The organism is Amycolatopsis xylanica, assembly GCF_900107045.1.
Taxonomy (GTDB): Bacteria; Actinomycetota; Actinomycetes; order Mycobacteriales; family Pseudonocardiaceae; genus Amycolatopsis; species Amycolatopsis xylanica.
Genome location: NZ_FNON01000015.1, coordinates 120,115 through 133,777 on the forward strand (window position 1 = coordinate 120,115; position 13,663 = coordinate 133,777).

The window sequence follows — 13,663 nt, forward strand, 5'->3', positions numbered from 1 at the left end:
TCTACCTGGTGAATTCCCCACCGCACAAAAAGTAATCGTCCGTGCGCCCGCGTGCTAGTCGAGCGGGAGACCGGCCCAGCTGTGGCAGTGCCAGCCGCCGTCGGCGATCGCTTCGAAGACGATGATGCCGGTGTTCGGGATGAAGCCCTTGTCCGCGATCTCCGGTCCGACGTTGCCCGCCAGCCATTCGCCGGTCAGCCGCATCGCGCCACCATGACTGACCAGCACGACGACGCCTTCTGGGTCGGTCTCCTCATGTTTCGCACGCAGGTCGCCGATGGCCGTGAGCATCCGGGTCTGGACCTCTTCGCCGCTCTCGCCGCCCGGCATCCGCACGCCGAGGTCGCCTTGCAGCCAGCTGTGGGCGACCTGCAGGTACAGGTGGGTGGACTCGGGGTCGGTCGCGCCTTCGAGATCGCCGGCCGCGACCTCCTTGACCCCCTCGATCACCTGGACCTCATGACCGAGCGCGGCGGCCAGCGGCGCCGCGGTCTGCTGCGCGCGGACGGCCTGCGACGCGTAGATCGCGACGATCGGCTCGCCGCTCAGCGTGTCGACCAGCGCGTTGGCCTGCTCCTGGCCGAGGTCGGTGAGCGGCGGGCCCGGCAGCTGCGTGTCGAGTGCGCCGCGCACGTTTCCGATGGTCTGCCCGTGCCGGATCAGGAACAGCCTCACGCAAGATCTCCCTTCCGGACGGCCTCGACCCAGGAGGCCGCCTGGTCGAAGTCCTCGTTGCCCGCGTCGGGCTGGACCGTGGCCGCGACGCCATCGGCACGCGGATGCGAGCCGAGGAAGCGAACGTTCGAGCACCGGCGCCGCAGCGCGGCCAGCGCATCGCCGATGCGCGGCTCCGCGATGTGGCCCTCGAAGTCGATGAAGAAGTGGTACTCGCCGAAGTTGTTCCGCGTCGGCCTGGCGTCCAGTTTGGTCAGGTTGATGCCCCGGAAAGCCAGCTCGGTGAGCAGTTCAGCGAGCGTGCCCGTCCGGTTCGGAGTGGACGCGATGATCGAGGTCCGGTCGGCGCCGGTCGGCGCCGGAACCTCACCAGGCTGCTTGAACAGCAGGAACCTCGTCTGCGCGTCACGCAGGTCGGCGACCCCGGTGGCCAGCACCTCCAGTGGATAGTGCTCGGCGGCGACCGGCGCGCAGACCGCCGCGTCGACCTCGCCCGCGTCCACCGCGACGGCGGCCGCGGCGGTCGACGAGGTCGCGATCTGGCGCGCGTCCGGCAGGTTCTCCTCCAGCCAGAGCCGCACCTGCGAGAGCGCGGGCGGGTAGCTGGCGACGGTCTTGACCTCGGTCGTGCCGGGGCGCACCAGGATGCTGAAGTGGACCGGCAGCAGCCATTCGGCCACGGCGACCAGCGGGGAGCCTTCGTTGAGCCCGTCGAGCGTCGGCGTGATCGCGCCCTCGACCGAGTTCTCCACCGGCACGCAGGCGCCGTCGGCCGCGCCTTCGCGGACCATGGCCAGCGCGGCGCGGATGGTCACCGCGGGCACGAGTTCGTCGCCGGGTGCGGCTAGTGCGCGCGCGGCCTGCTCGGTGAACGTTCCTTGTGGGCCGAAGTAGGCGATCCGTGACACCCCGCCAGGCTAGTCACCTCCACCGTGGGGTGTTTCACTCGGACACAGTGGGCACTTTCACTCGGACAGCCGGTAGGCCAAACGGTTACCAGCGGTGGCGTTTTTTGACATGCTGGTGCCGTGACCGCCGAATCGGGCACACACACCGGCCGGGAGCAGCGGCTTTCCTCCCGGACTCCGGAGCTGGTGCTGTGCGCCGTCGATGAACCGCTAGCCCGCGCCTGGGAATCCGTACCGGACACAGTGGACGGATCCGTCCGGGTACACCGCGGGTCGGTGCTCGACGTGGTCGCACAGGCCGTGGTCAGCCCGGCCAACTCGCTCGGCTGGATGCGCGGCGGCATCGACGCGGTCTACGCCCGCGCCTACCCGGGTGTCGAGCAGAACGTCCGCAGCGCGGTGCTGCATTTCCACGGCGGTGAACTGCCGGTCGGCGAGGCTGTGGTCGTTCCCACAGGCGAGACCGCGCCGGCGTGGCTCATCAGCGCGCCGACCATGCGACGGCCCGGCGAGCGCCTGCCGGACGACACCGTGCACCCCTATCTCGCGGCGCGCGCGGTCTTTTTGAAATGGCGCGACGGCCAGCTCGAGCAGGGACTTGATGTACGCCAGGCCGTCGATACCATCGCGATGCCCGGTTTGGGTACCGGCGTCGGGGGCGTCGCACCCCAGACCTGCGCACGCCAGGTAGCGGCTGCCTGGGAAGAGGTCTTTTCCGCCCGCTGACGCCACCCGTATAAGGGGTGGACTACATCACAGCGCGTTTGCGCGTCGTCTGGCCTACCGTTGGTACGGCGTTACGCAGTTGTACGCAAACGGCAGGAGATGCGAATGCCGCGGGTTCGTGAGCTCAGTCCCTATGTGGAGCTTCACCGTGAACAGTGGCGCGAGCTGCGTAGCTCGACCCCGCTGCCGCTGACCGCCGATGAGCTGCTGCGCCTGCGCGGCCTCGGTGAGCAGGTCGACCTGGCCGAGGTGGCCGAGGTCTACCTCCCCCTTTCCCGGCTGATCAACCTGCAGGTCGCCGCCAGGCAGCGCCTGTACGAGGCCACCACCACCTTCCTCGGCGAAGACAGCAAGGACACCAAGGTCCCGTACGTGATCGGCATCGCCGGGAGCGTCGCGGTCGGCAAGTCGACCACCGCGCGCATCCTGCGCACGCTGCTGGCCCGCTGGCCGGACCACCCCCGCGTCGACCTGGTCACCACCGACGGGTTCCTCTACCCACGCGCCGAGCTGATGCGCCGCGGGATCATGCACCGCAAGGGTTTCCCGGAGAGCTACGACCGCCGCGCGCTGCTGCGCTTCGTGACCGACGTGAAGTCGGGCTCCGAGCGGGTCAGCGCGCCAGTGTACTCGCACCTGGCGTACGACATCCTGCCTGGTGAGGAGCAGGTGGTGCAGCGGCCGGACATCCTCATCATCGAGGGTTTGAACGTGCTGCAGCCCGGCCCGAGGCTGACCGTCTCCGACCTGTTCGACTTCTCGATCTACGTCGACGCGAACAGCGCCGACATCGAGCGCTGGTACATCGAGCGGTTCCTCAAGCTGCGGCACACCGCGTTCGCGGACCCGGCCTCGCACTTCCACCACTTCGCAGGCCTGCCGGACGACGAGGCCCGCGCCGAGGCGCGGCACCTCTGGCGCACCATCAACGAGCCGAACCTGGTGGACAACATCAAGCCCACCCGGCCGCGCGCGACGCTGGTGCTGCGCAAGGACTGCGACCACTCGATCAACCGAGTCCGCCTCCGCAAGCTCTAGAACGGGATAAAGCGGGCTTTATCCCGGTGCTTTTCCCGGGATAAAGCCCGCTTTATCCCGTTCTGCCCACTGCTCAGACGGTCAGCACGATCTTCCCCGTGGTCCGGCCGCTCTCGACCAGCCGGTGCGCCTCGGCGACCTCGTCCAGCGGCAGCACCCGCTCGACGTGGACCTTGACGGTGCCCGCGTCGACCAGCTCGGCGATCTTCGCCAGCTCGTCCCCGTTCGACTCGACGAACAGCCGGAAGTAGCCGGGCTCGCCCGCGAGGTGCTCGGAGCCGAGCGCGTCCACGAACGTGCCGCCCGGCTTGATCAGCTTGATCGACCGATCGGCCACGTCACCGCCGACCAGGTCGAGCACGAGGTCGACCGGCTCGATCGCGGTGAAGTCCTCGGTCGTGTAGTCGATCAGCTCATCGGCGCCGAGGCCGCGGAGGAAATCGTGCTTGATGGCCCGCGCGGTGCCGATGACCGTGGCGCCGCGTTCGCGCGCGAACTGAACGGCCAGGTGGCCGACTCCGCCCGCCGCCGCGTGGATCAGCACGCGCTCACCCGACCGCAGTTTCGCGAGACCCTGCCACGCGGTCAGCGCGGCGACCGGCAACGCGGCGGCGTGCACGTGATCGAAACTCTTCGGCTTACGCGCGAGTGAGTCCTGCGCGAGCACCACGTACTCGGCGTACGCGCCCGCCCGCGAAAGCAGCATCCCGAACACCTCGTCACCGGCCTCGAACTTTTCCGCGCCCGGCCCGGTCGCCTCGACGACGCCCGAGACATCGCAGCCGAGCGTGAACGGCGGCTGACCCAACCGCGGGATCAACCCGGACCGGAGCTTCCAGTCCGCCGGATTGACCGCGACCGCGTGCACCTTGACCAGCACTTCCCCGGCACCGGGCGCCGGACGGTCGACCTCGACCATCTCCAGCACCTCGGGACCCCCGAAAACGGACTGACTGACTGCTCGCATCTTCATGAGGTCAATCCTCTTGCGCAGCAGTCACTCTTGTGAAGAAGGCACCTTTTTGATATCCAGGTACCTTATGGATACCGTCCGCCACCTGCAGCCAGACAAGAGCTGGGTGGATTCCTATCTCGAGGACTGCCCGGCCAGGACCGTGCTCGACGTACTCGCCAACAAGTGGACGCTGCTGGTGGTCTCGGCGCTGCGCCAGCACGACGGGCCGATGCGGTTCAACGAGCTCCGCCGCAGGCTCACGGGGATCACGCAGAAGATGCTCACGCAGACCTTGCGCGCGCTGGAGCGCGACGGGCTCGCCGCCAGGAAGGTCTACCCGACCGTCCCGCCGCGGGTCGAATACACGCTCACCCCGCTCGGCGTCGACGCCGGACAACTACTCAACGCGATCGGCGAATGGTCGGAGCACCATGTGCCCGAGATCCTCGGCTCGCGGGCCGCTTTCGACGCGCGGCCGGACCCGTCGTAACGAACGCCCCTCGTGGAACGTCAGAAGTTCCATGAGGGGCGCTCGTCACAGCCTTGAGGAGCTGAACTAGGCCGTCCCGGTGAGTGGAACCGGTTCCGGCCGGTGCTCGTCGCTGACCGCGACCACTCGGTATCCGGGGTGTCGGCCGATCGGCCGAGCAACGCTGCGCAGCTGTAACCGCTTGGCCGATACCAGTAGGGGTTGACGGGAGCCACGCTTAAGTCAGTTCCAACCACTCCTGACCTGCGGGGAGGCCAGAAATGTTTTCACTCATCCTGACTTGGATCGGCGCGCTGCTCGGCATGGCGCTCTTGATCGCCATGGCGCTGGGCGCCTTCGTGGTCGACCTGGACGATGCGTTCGGTGACCGACGGCGGAAGGCCACCGATGTCAGGGAGGCCAGTCCGCCGGTCGGTTAGCCGTCACATCTGGGTGAGTGCCTTGCGGTACTCGTCGAGGTCGAAGGCCAGCTCGTCGGTCCCAGCGGGCTGAAGCTGCTTCGCGAGCACCTCGGTCAGCCGCTCGAGCACGTCGTCGCGCTCCGCCCCGCTTTCGGAGAGCCTCGACGCCGCCTCCCAGACCTCGGCAGGCTCGTTGTCCCAGAGCTGATCCACCACGGCCGTCTTCAGCGCGAGCTGCATCCGCGGCTCACCGTCGAACTCCTCGGCCGCCAGTGCCTCGTGGTACTCCGGGTGCTCGCCGATCACCAGCAGCCTGCGCTGCTCGGGGTCGGTGGGCTCCAGCTCGAGCTCCTCGTCGCCGATCTCGGTGTAGACCGAGGGGATGGCGAACATGCGGCGCTCGATGGTCGCGGCCAGCTCCTCCTGGTCCGCGAACTCCTCGGTGCCGTCGAGGTAGACATCGGCGAGCGAGTCGTCGTCCTGCCCGAACTCCTCCAGGTAGTCCGCGACCGCGCTGAGCAGCGCCAGCTTGGCGGCGTCCGGCACGCCGGCGCGGTCCGCGCCCCAGCCCGCCCAGGCGAGCAGCACGTCGCCGAGCACCGGCTCGTACTCCTCGTCGAGCTCGAACTCGCCGTCCAGCAGCGTCTCGAGGAACCGCGCGAGCTTCTCCGGCCCGACCCGCAGCGGGTTGACCGGCTCGTACTCGCAGCCGTAGTCGACGAGCAGCCGCGCGACCGCGCGGGTCGCCTCGTTGTCCTCGACCTCGTGCTCGGCCGCGAGGAACTCGGCGACGACCTCGTCGCGTGCCTCGTCGGTCAGCTCCTGCAGCTCGGGCGACTCGGCGGGCTCGGGGAAGGCACGCAGCCGCGCCAGCGCGAGCGTGCGGAACCGGGCGAAGTCCTCGCTGACGTCGGGCTCCTCGATCGCGTCCGTGGTCGCGAACCCGTCGGCCAGCAGCTGGTGCGCCCGCGCGGGCTCGACGTCGACGATCGTGACCAGGTCGCCGTCCTCGGCCGCCTGCTTGCGCATGTCGGCGAGCACCTCGTCGGGCGCGTCGACCACGACGACGTCGCGCACACGGCCGCCGTCGGTGAAGTCCAGCAGCGCGAGCAGGCCGTGCTTGGCCTCGCCGTAGCTGAAGGTGCACAGCAGCGAGGTCTCGTCGCCGTAGACGTCACGGCTCGCGACGCATTCGCCGAGGGTGACCTGGCCGAGCGTGTCGGCCCAGTCCGGCGCCGGGATACCGCGGCCCAGCACGGTTTCCAGTGCGGACGCGGCCTCCTCGCGCTCTTCCTCGGTCTCGGCGAGCACCTTGAGCGCGGCCAGCAGCGCGGCGGCGCCGGGGGTGATCTTGCGGCTCGCGAAGGTGATCAGCTCCAGGCTGATCGGCGACTCGTCCTCTTCGAGCGGGAAATCCCACCACTGCCCGGTCACCTCGGAGGTCAGCAGCTCGACTTCCAGCGGGTCCGGCTCGGTGCCGACGGACGCGAAGTCCTTGAGGATGTCCTTGAAAAGACCGTTCACACTCTGCGGCTCGGGCTCGGAAACCCTCTTGCGCACACGACTCACCGGGCTCATGTCGCACATGCTTCCATCGCGGATTTCCCGGCCGTCAAAGACCCCGATCGAGCATGCCGGCGAACGCGTCCTCGGTGATCACCGGAATGCCGTAGTCCCGCGCCTTCCGGCCTTTGCCGGACAGCGTGTCGGGGTCGGCCGCGACCAGCAGTTTCACCTTCTTCGTGACGGCGGGGTGCACGTTGAGGCCCGCGTCGAGCGCGCGCTGCTCCCAGTCGGGGCGCGGCTGGCTCATCTCGCCGGTGAACACCACCCGGTCCCCGCGCTCGAGCACGAACCGCTCGATCACCGGCGGACGGCCACGCGGGGCGTCACGCAGGGCGTGGTCGACGTCGTAGACGGTGAGTCCGAGCAGGTCACCGACCTGGCGGAGATCGGCGAGCTCGGCGGTGGTGACCCGGCCGTCGACGAGCGCGGCGGTGGCCAGCTGACCGAGGTAGGCGCGGTGCAGGCCGGTCGCGGTGATCCGGTCGATGCCGAGTTCGGCGGCGATGGTGACCAGCGCGTCGGCCTCGGCGACCGAGATGTGCCGGTCCAAGAGTGCCTGATCGAGTGAAGCGAGGTAGGCCGTCTGCTCGCCGTCGGCGTGCGTGGTCGGCAGGTTTTCCACCAGCCTGGCGAGGAAGTGCTCGTCCCTGGCCTCGGCGTGCTCCCTGGCCATCCACGGCGCCTCGTCAACGGTGAACGCGGGCCACGGGTGCTCGGCCGCGAGTTCGAGTTCTTGCCGCCAGCGCGGTCCTTCGGGGTCCATGCGCAGGTAGCCGCCGAGCAGCCGCGCGGTGGCGAACGCGTCGGCGCTGGCCCGGTGCGCGTCCTCGATGGTGATGCCGAACGCGGCGCAGCAGTCGGCGAGACTCCGTCCGGCGCCGGGCAGATAGCGCTGGCCCAGCTGCATCGTGCACATGCCGACATGGGGCCCGAGCGGGACGCGGTAGCCGTGGCGCGCGTACTCGGAAGCGAGGAAACCGCCGTCGAAGCGGAGGTTGTGCGCGACCACGACCCGGCCGGCCAGTAGCCGGGCGAGCTCGCCCGCGACCTGGTCGAACGTCGGCGCGCGCAGGATCTGCGCGGCGGTCACGCGATGGATCCGCTGCGGGCCGAGGTCCCGGCGTGGATTGATCAGCGTTTCCCACTGGCCGGTGATTTCCCCGGTCGGTGAAACGTGCACCACGGACAATTCGACGATGCGATCCCGGCGGGTGGAATCAAGCCCGGTCGTTTCGAGGTCGACGACGGCGTAGCCCGCCATGCTGTGTCCTCCACGGTGTCACGTAACGAAAGCACGTGACAGCTTGCCGTATCCGATCAGCATTTCCGGGAGGACTCGCCGGGAAAACGCGAACGCCGGGGCGACGGGTTTTCAGGCGGGCGCGGTCGCCTGGATTCGAGCAGGGATCCCGAATCGTCCGTCGCCCCGGCTTAACGCGGGACGAGCTCGATGGGATAAACGACGGGACCCCGCGGAAGTTACGCCCGAACCACCTTGGGCAGCGCGATTCTCGCGTTGCGCACCTCGGCCAGCAAACGGGTCTTGCGTTTGTGAGTTTCCACCAGCTCGGCCAGGTACGAGCTGAATTCCTCAGCACTGTCCGCCCGTTTGTGCAAAGTCCGGAGTTTGCGCAGCTGTTTGGCCGCTTCGCGGTAGGAAAAAGGATCTTTATGCGCGATCAATTCATCGACATGAATCTTGTAAACCGGGATCACCTCGACCGGATGATCTTGTTCGCGCTGTTCGGCGAGTTCGAGCCGCAGTTCCAGCGAGCCGCCGTACCGGGTGGAAACCCGCCAAGCCTCGTCCGGCCGTTCCTCGGTCAGCAGCACGCGGACGAGCTCGTCGGCGACGGCCGCGTCCTCGTCGGCCCGCTCCCGCAGCAACGACAACGCCGCACGCTTCTGCGAGGGCCACTGCCCACGCTCGATGGCCGCTTCACGCAAGGCCAGGTAGGCAGCATGCGATGGCTTACGGTCGAACTCGGTGCGACGCAAAGTAAGCGCCTCATCGGCCTGCCCGGCCTCCTGGTACGCGCCGGCCAGCTCGTCGACCACCGGAGCCCGCGACGGTCCCTTGTCGTGGGCGAGCGCCTTGGCCGCGTGCGCGATGGCCTCGGCATGCCGCCCGGCGCCGCGCAGCACCCGGACGATCTTGAGGCTGATGTCCAGCCGAGGCGGTTTCGCCGAGAGGATGGCGACGAGCGCGTCGACATCGCCGGAGATCTCGGCGATGTCCTCCCTGAGCCGCTCGGCCGTGGCCAGCCGGTGATCGTCGACACCGTCGGCGATCATCTTGTCCACAGTGGACTTGATACGCGCGATGCCCTTGTCGCCCAACGCCTGCGCGAAGTCGGCCAGCTCGATCTCCGGCCAGTCGCGGTCACCGAACTCGATCCGCAGGATCCAGTCGGCGAGCCCGTTCACGTCCGGCGGATGCGCCACGCACGCACGCGCGTAGAGGTCGACGGCCCGTTCGAGCTCGTCGTAGACCACGCCCGAGTAGTCGTCGATCTGCTCGAGCACCCGGCTGATGTCGTCGACCGTGCGCCGGGCGAGCGGCGCCAGGTCCGCGCGGCTGCCCGCGTCGAGCAGGCGCTGCAGTGTGTCCAATACGGACCCGACCTTGGCCGCGTACTCGAAGCTGCCACCGACGGCCGCGGTGTCGAGCAGCCGATGCGCCTCGGCGACATCGCCACCCTGCGTGCCCGCCTTCAGCTCGAGCGCACGCCGGAGCTCGGGGTCCCGGCCCGCTTGGGCATGAAGGAGCTCGATCAGCGTTTCCGCGTCCAAGGTGCGCAAATACCCGCGCAGATCCGTCGTCGAACTCATCTCGGCCATTTTGCCGCACCGCCGCAACCGGGCGTGTGGGCCAACCGCGTAGTCTTTTCGGCCTAATATGCTACGTAAAGTCACCGGTGGCGCAGCCCCTCCAGCACGGCTTGCACAGTGCGAGTGTCCGGTGGAGCCACCGTGGACGACCGCGCGGCCCGTAACGAAAGCGGCGTCGCCGGCGGCCTCAGCACCGGTCCCCGTATCCGCCCGGTCAGCCGCGTCGCGAGGCAGAAAGCCAAGGTGGCCAAGATCAAAATCGCCGCCCCCGCGGCAAGTGCTCCGGTCAGCGTGCGCCGTCCACTGTCGACAGCGAGCTGAGTCGCATAAGTACTTTGCTGTGTGTACAGGGCGGACAGCCGATCCCCGACATCCCGCGCCGCCGCCCGCCAGTCGGCGTCGGCGATCGGCGGCGTCCCGCCGGTGACCAGCGCGTACTCGACGGCGGTCACCCGGCTCCAGCTTTCACTGCTGATCAACTCGGTGTAGAGCTCGGTCCCATAAGCACTGAGCTTCCCGCCCGCCGCGTCGAGATTCGCGTGGTAAATGCCGATTTGCGAGGCATATTCCCGGCTTTCCCGCGCGGGCACCGACCCGGCGGCCGCCAGCACATCGGTCCGGAACATCCCGTCGGTGGCCCGCAGCAGCTGTACGGCCGTCACCTGCTCAACGGCCAGCCGCGCGTTCGGCGCATCACGCGCGAACCCTTCGAGCTTGCCGATCGCCCCATCGATGGCCTGGTTGAACTCGGCGCCCGACCGTCCGGCCCGCACCGCGACCGTCCGCGAATCCTGTTGCGCCGTAATGAATCGCGACGCCTCACTCGCCGCCAGCACACCCTGCTCAGCGAAGTTCCGCACCTGCGCGGCCTGCCGGACGAGCAGCCCGGCGACCACAATGGCGACCAGCACCAAGGCAACGGTGGGCACGAGCACCGTCACCCGGCTACGCAGCGTCTCGGCATACCTCAAGTCGGCCCAGCTCCTTCCATGAGCGGCCCCGACCACCTCTCACGCTATGCAATCTGCAATTTGCACGTCAACGCGTGTCCGCCATACGGCCGTTTGCACTGGGTGACCGTCACGGAACGGGTTCGCCATACTGGCCAAGTGACCCTCGAAGACCTCATCCAGCGCCTCCGCGACTTCGCCGCCGCCCGCGACTGGGAGCCGTACCACACGCCGAAGAACCTGGTCATGGCCTTGTCCGGCGAGGTAGGCGAACTGACGTCGCTGTTCCAATGGCTCACCCCGGACGAAGCCAAGGCCTGGCGCGACGACCCCGCGCTGGAGGCGAACGTCCTCGACGAGATCGCCGACGTGACTCTCTACTTGGTACGCCTGGCAGACGTGCTCGGTCTCGACCTGTTCGCGGCCGCCAACGCCAAGATCGACCGCAACGAACTGCGTTTCCCCGCCCTGGAGCGCTAAACGACGGTCAACCGCGGCCGCCCCGGCGGTGAAGGCTGCGGCTGGTGTCGCGTCGAGACGGCCGCGACGACAAGCCCGAACATCATCCCGGAGAGATCGTGCGACCCGAGCCGCAGTTCCGCGGCGACGTCATGCACGCTCTTGCCGTTTTCCCGCAGCGCGGCGAAGACCTTGGTCAGCAGTTGCGAGGTCTCGCCGGGAATCCCCTCCGGCTCGCCCTTGCGATAGCCGAGCCTGCTCAGCTCAACGCACGCCGACCGGTATTGCCAGTCGCTGAGCATGTCGAGTTCGTGCAGCCGGTACGTGAGCGCGAGCGCGGAAACCCGCCAGATCTGTTTGCCCTCAAGGATCTGGTCGATCAACGGCGCCTGCGGCATCCGCGCCCGCACGCTCGACTCCGGCATCAGGAAGGCCCCGGCGAACGCATTGGCCTGCTGTTCCGCCTCAGGCCCACGCGACTCCCGCGCCCCGGCATGCATGACGAGGTGCCCGAGTTCGTGGGCAGCGTCGAACCGGCTGCGTTCCGGCGTCTTGCCCGTGTTCAGGAAGACGAAGGGCGTACTCGCCTGCCAGAACGAGAAGGCGTCGACCTCCGAGTGCTCGGTCGCGAGCGAGAACACCCGCACCCCATGCGCTTCGAGCAGGTGGATGACATTCGGGATCGGCTCGTTCCCCAAGCCCCACCGCGCCCGCGTCATCTCAGCGGCGGTCTCGGGGTCCGGGTGGTCGAGAGTGGGCAGATCCGGCTCAGGTAGCCGAAAAGTCTCCTCGAGCCAAGTGTTGAACTCGACCGCCAGCACCCCGGCACTGACCGCGGAAGCCCGCTTCCCCAGGCTCAGCTTGCTCCGCGCACGGAAGGCGACGGCCGTCTCAGGCACCTCTTCGCCGGGAGGCGCCATGAAGAAAGCCTCGGGAAAGCCCAGCACCAAAGCCAGCCGGCGCAGCGTCCCGGTACTGGGTTGCTGCCTGCCACGCTCGTAGTTGGTCACGCTCTGCGCGCTGACGTCCAGCCGCCGCGCCAACTCGGCAACGGTGAGGCTGCGCCGCTTACGGGCCAGCGTGATCCGCTCGGGGGTAACCATGATCCCGCCATTGTTCTTCGCCTGCTCCGCCGCCGCGCGTCGGGGTCAGCGCATCTCAACGGTGACGAGCGCTCCTTCCCTGGCCGGGGTATCCACCCGCACCACCGGCTTGAACCCGATCGGCTCCAGGCACAACCGCTTCGCCCACGAAGTGATCTTCTGCCCCTGGCTCGTCGGCGCGGGCTGCGACACCTCGAGGTGCACCCGCCGTTCGCCGGTCTTGTCTTCTTCGTACCGCGTGACCACGAACCAGGTCTTCGCGACCTCGGCCTTGCCCAGCCCGAGGTACTCGTCGATCCCCGGGATGGCCATCCCGACGAGGTCGTTGTGCGCGGTCAGGTTCGCGTTGACCGAGCCGATCTCGTGGTAGCTCTCCAGCCTGCCGTCGGGATTGCCGGTGTGCTCGTTGCCCTGCATGACCCCGACGTAGACGTCCCCGTCCGGGCTCACCATGAACGGGGCGTTGGCCCGGTTCTCCGGCGTCCACCCCTTGCGGTGGTAAAGACGGCGCAGCTCCCGAACCCTGGCCATCCAGTCCCGCAACCCGTCCGCGGTACTCGGGTCGAACTCGGTGACCAGCCCGCGTTCCTCGACGCCCTTGCGCACGGCGACGTAGAGGTCTTCCCGCCTGAGACCGAGCCTCGCCAGCCCGGCATCGACGGCGGCGGTCCCGTGGTAGGCGTCAGAGACGAAATCGGGCAGCAGCTCGCCAGGCAACGCGGACATCGGCTTCCCCCTCCATGGCGGTTATGACAATCTTACCGCAAATGCGGTCCCGATCTCATAAGCGAAGGCCGGCGTGTCGCCTCCGTCGGCCGCCGCCAGGTACGTACGTGACCGGCAAACACCCGTACCCGAAGGGCAAACACCCGTACGGGACCGGCAAAGACTCGTGCGGGAGCGGCAAAGACCGGTCTTGGGTCGGCATGGGGTGCCCGAGCGTTCGGCATGGGGTGCCGGAGTGGTCGACACGAGGTGCCCGGGTGTGGGACACGGCGTTCGTGGATGGACGACGCGCGTGCACGGCCGGACGACACGCGTGCACAGCCGGACGACGCGCGTTCCTGGATGGACGACGCGCGTGCACAGATGGACGACGCGCCCGGGCGCCGCGGTCAGGCCGGGCGCTACGCGGGCATGAAAAAGGCCCGGCCCCGGGAGAACCTGGGGTTCTCGACCGGGGCCGGGTTTTATGTTGAGTTCGGCGGCGTCCTACTCTCCCACAACCCTTCGGTTGCAGTACCATCGGCGCTACCAGGCTTAGCTTCCGGGTTCGGAATGGGACCGGGCGTTTCCCTGGCGCTATAACCACCGAAACACTACGAAACACTCACACTGCACTGGCCCGTGAGCCAGCTCGGTGTGGGGTTTCAGAGCTGTAGAGTGGATGCGAAGCATTTTTGTGGGCAAGCCCTCGGCCTATTAGTACCAGTCAACTCGATAACACATTACTGTGCGTCCATTTCTGGCCTATCAACCCAATGGTCTGTTGGGGGCCTTAACCCCTCAAAGGGGGTGGGATACCTCATCTTGGAACAGGCTTCCCGCTTAGATGCCTTC

At 68.1% G+C, this 13,663-nt stretch carries 14 protein-coding genes and 2 rRNA genes; 5 read left to right on the top strand and 11 right to left on the bottom strand.

Annotated features, from left to right (window positions below):
- Nucleotides 1–54 precede the first annotated feature (54 nt).
- Nucleotides 55–675 (bottom strand): histidine phosphatase family protein, encoded by a 621-nt coding sequence (locus BLV57_RS41115; RefSeq protein WP_091299791.1) that lies wholly within the window; start codon nucleotides 673–675, stop codon nucleotides 55–57.
- On the bottom strand, nucleotides 672–1,583 hold the full coding sequence (gene pheA, locus BLV57_RS41120; protein ID WP_091299794.1) for a prephenate dehydratase: 912 nt from the start codon (nucleotides 1,581–1,583) through the stop codon (nucleotides 672–674). Before pheA ends, BLV57_RS41115 begins: the two co-directional genes overlap by 4 nt.
- 120 nt (nucleotides 1,584–1,703) lie before the next feature.
- Here pheA and BLV57_RS41125 point away from each other — a divergent pair, with 120 nt between their 5' ends.
- Both BLV57_RS41125 and coaA read left to right on the top strand, forming a co-directional pair.
- On the top strand, nucleotides 1,704–2,309 hold the full coding sequence (locus BLV57_RS41125) for a macro domain-containing protein (RefSeq protein WP_091299796.1): 606 nt from the start codon (nucleotides 1,704–1,706) through the stop codon (nucleotides 2,307–2,309).
- 105 nt (nucleotides 2,310–2,414) lie between these two features.
- Entirely contained in the window at nucleotides 2,415–3,347 is a 933-nt protein-coding gene (gene coaA, locus BLV57_RS41130) for a type I pantothenate kinase (RefSeq protein ID WP_091299799.1), read from the top strand.
- A gap of 73 nt (nucleotides 3,348–3,420) precedes the next feature.
- Here coaA and BLV57_RS41135 read toward each other — a convergent pair whose 3' ends face one another.
- Nucleotides 3,421–4,320 carry an NADP-dependent oxidoreductase gene (locus tag BLV57_RS41135; RefSeq protein ID WP_342741241.1) on the bottom strand — a complete coding sequence of 300 codons (900 nt, stop codon included), beginning with the start codon at nucleotides 4,318–4,320 and terminating at the stop codon, nucleotides 3,421–3,423.
- A 67-nt stretch (nucleotides 4,321–4,387) separates the two neighbouring features.
- On the opposite strand from BLV57_RS41135, the gene BLV57_RS41140 reads away from it, so the two are divergent.
- Nucleotides 4,388–4,792 carry a winged helix-turn-helix transcriptional regulator gene (locus BLV57_RS41140; protein WP_091299801.1) on the top strand — a complete coding sequence of 135 codons (405 nt, stop codon included), beginning with the start codon at nucleotides 4,388–4,390 and terminating at the stop codon, nucleotides 4,790–4,792.
- Nucleotides 4,793–5,052: 260 nt separating this feature from the next.
- Entirely contained in the window at nucleotides 5,053–5,211 is a 159-nt protein-coding gene (locus tag BLV57_RS43570; protein ID WP_176969039.1) for a hypothetical protein, read from the top strand.
- A 3-nt stretch (nucleotides 5,212–5,214) separates the two neighbouring features.
- On the opposite strand, the gene BLV57_RS41145 is transcribed toward BLV57_RS43570, so the two are convergent.
- From BLV57_RS41145 to BLV57_RS41160, 4 genes are all read right to left on the bottom strand, one after another.
- Nucleotides 5,215–6,771, bottom strand: coding sequence for a DUF1841 family protein (locus tag BLV57_RS41145; RefSeq protein WP_091299804.1), 1,557 nt, complete (start codon nucleotides 6,769–6,771; stop codon nucleotides 5,215–5,217).
- Nucleotides 6,772–6,805: 34 nt separating this feature from the next.
- On the bottom strand, nucleotides 6,806–8,020 hold the full coding sequence (locus BLV57_RS41150; RefSeq protein ID WP_091299805.1) for an exonuclease domain-containing protein: 1,215 nt from the start codon (nucleotides 8,018–8,020) through the stop codon (nucleotides 6,806–6,808).
- A gap of 218 nt (nucleotides 8,021–8,238) precedes the next feature.
- Nucleotides 8,239–9,591 carry a tetratricopeptide repeat protein gene (locus tag BLV57_RS41155; protein WP_091299841.1) on the bottom strand — a complete coding sequence of 451 codons (1,353 nt, stop codon included), beginning with the start codon at nucleotides 9,589–9,591 and terminating at the stop codon, nucleotides 8,239–8,241.
- 80 nt (nucleotides 9,592–9,671) lie between these two features.
- A complete protein-coding gene (locus BLV57_RS41160) occupies nucleotides 9,672–10,562 on the bottom strand; it encodes a nitrate- and nitrite sensing domain-containing protein (RefSeq protein ID WP_091299808.1) in 891 nt (296 codons plus the stop codon).
- A 138-nt stretch (nucleotides 10,563–10,700) separates the two neighbouring features.
- Between BLV57_RS41160 and BLV57_RS41165 the strand changes: the two genes are divergently transcribed.
- Nucleotides 10,701–11,021 (top strand): nucleotide pyrophosphohydrolase, encoded by a 321-nt coding sequence (locus BLV57_RS41165; protein ID WP_091299810.1) that lies wholly within the window; start codon nucleotides 10,701–10,703, stop codon nucleotides 11,019–11,021.
- Here the strand turns inward: BLV57_RS41165 and BLV57_RS41170 are convergent.
- The 4 genes from BLV57_RS41170 to BLV57_RS41185 all read right to left on the bottom strand — a co-directional run.
- On the bottom strand, nucleotides 11,018–12,103 hold the full coding sequence (locus tag BLV57_RS41170; RefSeq protein WP_091299813.1) for a helix-turn-helix domain-containing protein: 1,086 nt from the start codon (nucleotides 12,101–12,103) through the stop codon (nucleotides 11,018–11,020). The genes BLV57_RS41165 and BLV57_RS41170 overlap by 4 nt on opposite strands.
- Before the next feature lie 45 nt (nucleotides 12,104–12,148).
- Nucleotides 12,149–12,829 (bottom strand): glycoside hydrolase family 18 protein, encoded by a 681-nt coding sequence (locus BLV57_RS41175; protein WP_091299816.1) that lies wholly within the window; start codon nucleotides 12,827–12,829, stop codon nucleotides 12,149–12,151.
- 473 nt (nucleotides 12,830–13,302) lie between these two features.
- A 5S ribosomal RNA gene (gene rrf / locus BLV57_RS41180) occupies nucleotides 13,303–13,419 on the bottom strand.
- An 86-nt stretch (nucleotides 13,420–13,505) separates the two neighbouring features.
- Nucleotides 13,506–13,663 (bottom strand): 23S ribosomal RNA (locus BLV57_RS41185); the annotation flags it as partial.

Bases quoted from the DNA above. Each gene is read 5' to 3' on its own strand.
- coaA (WP_091299799.1), top strand. From the start codon at position 2,415: ATGCCGCGGGTTCGTGAGCTCAGTCCCTATGTGGAGCTTCACCGTGAA.
- BLV57_RS41135 (WP_342741241.1), bottom strand. From the start codon at position 4,320: ATGAAGATGCGAGCAGTCAGTCAGTCCGTTTTCGGGGGTCCCGAGGTG.
- BLV57_RS41140 (WP_091299801.1), top strand. From the start codon at position 4,388: ATGGATACCGTCCGCCACCTGCAGCCAGACAAGAGCTGGGTGGATTCC.
- BLV57_RS43570 (WP_176969039.1), top strand. From the start codon at position 5,053: ATGTTTTCACTCATCCTGACTTGGATCGGCGCGCTGCTCGGCATGGCG.
- BLV57_RS41145 (WP_091299804.1), bottom strand. From the start codon at position 6,771: ATGAGCCCGGTGAGTCGTGTGCGCAAGAGGGTTTCCGAGCCCGAGCCG.
- BLV57_RS41150 (WP_091299805.1), bottom strand. From the start codon at position 8,020: ATGGCGGGCTACGCCGTCGTCGACCTCGAAACGACCGGGCTTGATTCC.
- BLV57_RS41155 (WP_091299841.1), bottom strand. From the start codon at position 9,591: ATGAGTTCGACGACGGATCTGCGCGGGTATTTGCGCACCTTGGACGCG.
- BLV57_RS41170 (WP_091299813.1), bottom strand. From the start codon at position 12,103: ATGGTTACCCCCGAGCGGATCACGCTGGCCCGTAAGCGGCGCAGCCTC.
- BLV57_RS41175 (WP_091299816.1), bottom strand. From the start codon at position 12,829: ATGTCCGCGTTGCCTGGCGAGCTGCTGCCCGATTTCGTCTCTGACGCC.